The sequence below is a fragment of the Blastomonas sp. UPD001 genome, assembly GCF_003426715.1.
Lineage (GTDB): Bacteria > Pseudomonadota > Alphaproteobacteria > Sphingomonadales > Sphingomonadaceae > Blastomonas.
In genome coordinates, this window is record NZ_QKVT01000102.1 from 1 (window position 1) to 3,449 (window position 3,449).

The 3,449-nt window shown below is 65.4% G+C and carries 4 protein-coding genes; 2 read left to right on the forward strand and 2 right to left on the reverse strand.

The genetic code is table 11. The features are described from left to right. Positions 1-5 precede the first annotated feature (5 nt). A complete protein-coding gene (locus tag DM995_RS19195) occupies positions 6-941 on the reverse strand; it encodes an ATP-grasp domain-containing protein (protein ID WP_116970714.1) in 936 nt (311 codons plus the stop codon). A gap of 11 nt (positions 942-952) precedes the next feature. Here DM995_RS19195 and DM995_RS19200 point away from each other — a divergent pair, with 11 nt between their 5' ends. After that, complete coding sequence (locus DM995_RS19200) at positions 953-1,375, forward strand: DUF350 domain-containing protein (protein WP_116970715.1); 423 nt, start codon at positions 953-955, stop codon at positions 1,373-1,375. A gap of 54 nt (positions 1,376-1,429) precedes the next feature. Here the strand turns inward: DM995_RS19200 and DM995_RS19205 are convergent, their stop codons facing one another. Further along, complete coding sequence (locus DM995_RS19205) at positions 1,430-2,275, reverse strand: outer membrane protein (protein ID WP_023838043.1); 846 nt, start codon at positions 2,273-2,275, stop codon at positions 1,430-1,432. 313 nt (positions 2,276-2,588) lie between these two features. On the opposite strand from DM995_RS19205, the gene DM995_RS19210 reads away from it, so the two are divergent. Beyond that, positions 2,589-3,425: a S1 family peptidase gene (locus DM995_RS19210; RefSeq protein WP_023838042.1), complete on the forward strand. Its 837-nt coding sequence runs from the start codon at positions 2,589-2,591 to the stop codon at positions 3,423-3,425. The last annotated feature ends 24 nt before the right edge of the window (positions 3,426-3,449 follow it).

Here is a 3,449-nt window from a genome sequence, read left to right on the forward strand (position 1 = left end):
CGACCTTAACCGGCGCTGGCTGGCTGGCGCGCGGCGGCGGCGATCGCGGCGGCAAAGGCCTTGCCGCCATCCTGGGTGCGGTCGAGCGACAGCCAGGGTTCGATCAGCTCGATCTCCATCAGGGCATAGCCGCCCCGCCCGTCGCCCACCATGTCGATCCGCGCATAAAGCAGCTCGGCATCGATCGCCTCGAGCGTCGCCAGCGCGAGATCGCGCGCGGCGGCAGGCGGGTGGACCGCTTGCGACTGTCCGCCGAACTGGCCCTGTACGCGGAAATCGCCGCTCTTCGGGCGCTTGAGGATCGCATGCGCAAACTCGCCCGCTAACCAGAACAGCGAATATTCGCCCTCGCTGGCGATCGACGGCATCATCGGCTGCACCAGCATCGCCTCGCCCAGCGCCTCGGGTGGGCAGGGGGCGTCATCGCGCAGCAGCCAGGTATGGTCCGAACCGGCAGAAACCGGCGGCTTCACGACCAGATCGGCGGTGCCGAAAGCGGCACGCGCATCGTCCAGCGCCGCCGGGTCCAGCCGCTCGTGGAAGCGCGTCGGAACGATCGCGACCCCGCGCTGCGCCAGCTCGAGAAGATAGCGTTTGTCGGTATTCCAGCGCAGCACCTCGAACGGGTTGAGGAAGCGCACGCCCTGCCAGCGGTCCAGCTGCTTGCGCCAGCGCGATAACGCGCGATGATAGCCCCAGGCCATCAGCGGCAGCACCAGATCGGCCTCGATCGGCGCGGTGTCGGTCCAGGCGCGCCATTCGACCGTCAGGCCATGCGCGGCAAGCAGCGGTTCGATCACCACCGCCTGGTCCTGCCAGTCGTCATAGCGGGTGAGGTCGGCGTCGTCGGGAATCAGGATGCAGATGCGCATGGACATGGCCTGGCTGGGGAAGGGGACGGGTTGCGGATCGGGCTTGATCGCTCCGCCCTTTCCGGTCAACAGTTGCGGGCATGACCGATCCCGCGCCCGTAATCCAGAGCCTGTTTGCCGGGCTGCCGATCTTCATGCTGCATCTGGGTACGGCCACCGTCGCCTGGGCGCTCGCGCTGGCGCTGTACATGTGGATCACACCGCACAAGGAGTTCGCGCTGATCCGCGCGGGCAATGTCTCGGCGGCGGTGTCGCTCGGCGGCGCGGCGCTGGGGCTCGCGCTGCCGCTCGCCTTCTGTCTCGCGGCCTCGGTCAATGTCTGGGATGTGCTGATCTGGGGCAGCGTGACGCTGATCCTCCAGCTTATCGCGTTCCGCGCGGTCGATCTGCTCATCGGCAATCTTTCGAAGCGGATCGAGGAGGACCAGCTCGCCGCCGCGATTTTCCTGGCCATGACGAAGATCGCGCTGGCGGCGCTCAACGCGGCTGCGGTCGCCGGATAAGCGAATGGCGGAACCGCTTGCGCGGTCCCGCCATCGGCTTTCGAACGCGATCGATCAGAAGCGGAACGCGGTGGTCACGCGGATCGAGTGGAATTCGAAATTCGGGTCGCTGCGGCGCATGTCGGTCTGTCCCGAGCGCAACAGGAACGGGTTGGTCGCAGGCGCGGTGCCCGGGCCGACGTTCACGACATAGTCGTCATTGGTATAGGTGTTGTAGAGATATTCGAGGCCGATGCTCATGTTCGGAGCAATCTTGGCTTCGACACCGCCACCGGCCTGCCAACCCCACGACCAGTCCTTGCCGTTGCGCGGGGTGAAGGCATTGGCGCCGTTCGTGGTGCGGAAGCTGTTGTCGATGCGGCCATAGCTGGCGCCGCCGGTACCGTAGAACAGGATGCCGCCGCCCGGGGTGTAACCGGCACGAGCGCGCGCCGAGATGGCGTAATCGAGCTCACGCGTGAACACGTAGTTGGCCGGGGTCGAGCTGAAGGCGGTGACCGAATCCTTGGCTTCCGAACGGCTGCCTTCGACCAGCGCGCCGATCACGAAATTGCCATAGCGCTTGTCGGCGCCGATGCGGATACCGTATTCGATATCGTTCTGATCCTGGCGGCAGCCATCGGCAGCCAGAGCGGTGCGCGCCGAGCCGCGGCAGAAGCCGGGAGCGAACGCATTGGCGCCGGCGGCGGTGCGCACGGTGTCGGAATAATCACCATCGACATTGGTGTCGAACGTGACGCCTTCACCACGCGGGCTCGACTGCGCCGAATAGCCGAAATGGCCGCCGACATAGACGCCGTCGAAGTCGGTGTCTTCCTTCACCGTCTGGGCGAAGGCGGGCGTGGCCAGCATGGCGACGGCAATGGCCGAAACGGCCGAGAATTTGATGGGGGTCTTCATGTTTTCGCGTCCTTGCTTTTTGGTATTCAGACGGATGCCAAACCTATCGGAGTGGCACCTGGTTCCGCGCTTTTATAATTTGTGACGTGTCTGTTGTCTTTTTGTCACATTATGTTGGCGGCTGCGATCGAGCTGAACGTTGGATTAACACATCTGTAGAGAGATGTTCATAATGCCGGTTCAGCTTGATTACGTGCAGGGTATTCTCATCTGTTACGAAAAACTCATCGCGGCAGCTTGATTCTGTCTGTCGCGCGACTAGCCTCGTAATTATGCATTACCCCGCTTTTGGTTCCCGCTGTCGGGCCCGCCGATGAGCAAGTCCGGCCGCTCCAACCGCCGCGGCTGCCTGCCCTGGATACTGGGGGCGGTGCTGCTGCTCGTCTGGTTCGGCGGCGATGAAGACGAATGGGGCGATGCGCCGCTCAGCGTCGAGCAGTTCGATCCGCGCAGCCCGCGCCGCCCGATGCCCGATATCGGCGAGAGCTTCGTCATCGCCGATCCCGGGCCGCAACAGGACAGCCAGGGTACCGCCTTTGCGGTCGATCGCGACGGCACCTGGCTGACGGCACAGCATGTCACGCATGGCTGCGACCGGATCGGGCTGGTGGCCGAGGACGGGATCGACGCGATCAGCGACGTCATCGAAAGCGGCGAGGCCGATGCGTCGGTCATCCGCCAGGGGCCTTTGCCTGAATTCGCGCTTGCGCTGACCGAAGAGCTGCCCGAGGAGGGCGCCTTCGGCTATCATATGGGCTTTCCCGCGGGCAATCCGGCGGTGGTGGTCTCGCGCTTTCTCGGTGCTGCCTTTGCCTCGCGCGGCGGACCCGGCGGGCAGAGCGAACCGATCCTCGCCTGGGCCGAGGGCGACCGGCTGCCCAGCTTCGATGGACCGCTCAGCGGCATCAGCGGCGGGCCGACCTTCGATGAGCAGGGGCGCGTGGTCGGGGTCAATGCCGCGTCCACCCCGCGCCGGGGCCGCGTGCTGACCACCGATCCGCTGGCGATCCTGCGGCTGGTCGTCGCCAGCGCAGCGGTCGATGATTCTGGCGAGGTGGCCGATCTTTCCAGCCCGGATCGGGCGGTTCGGCTATTCCAGGCGCTGCTCGACCGGGGGATCATCCGGCAGGTCTATTGCGATGTCCGCTAGGGCTGGCTAAAGGCGCGGCACGAA

Coding starts and splice junctions, on each gene's coding strand:
- DM995_RS19200 (WP_116970715.1), top strand. CDS start 953: ATGACCGATCCCGCGCCCGTAATCCAGAGCCTGTTTGCCGGGCTGCCG.
- DM995_RS19205 (WP_023838043.1), bottom strand. CDS start 2,275: ATGAAGACCCCCATCAAATTCTCGGCCGTTTCGGCCATTGCCGTCGCC.
- DM995_RS19210 (WP_023838042.1), top strand. CDS start 2,589: ATGAGCAAGTCCGGCCGCTCCAACCGCCGCGGCTGCCTGCCCTGGATA.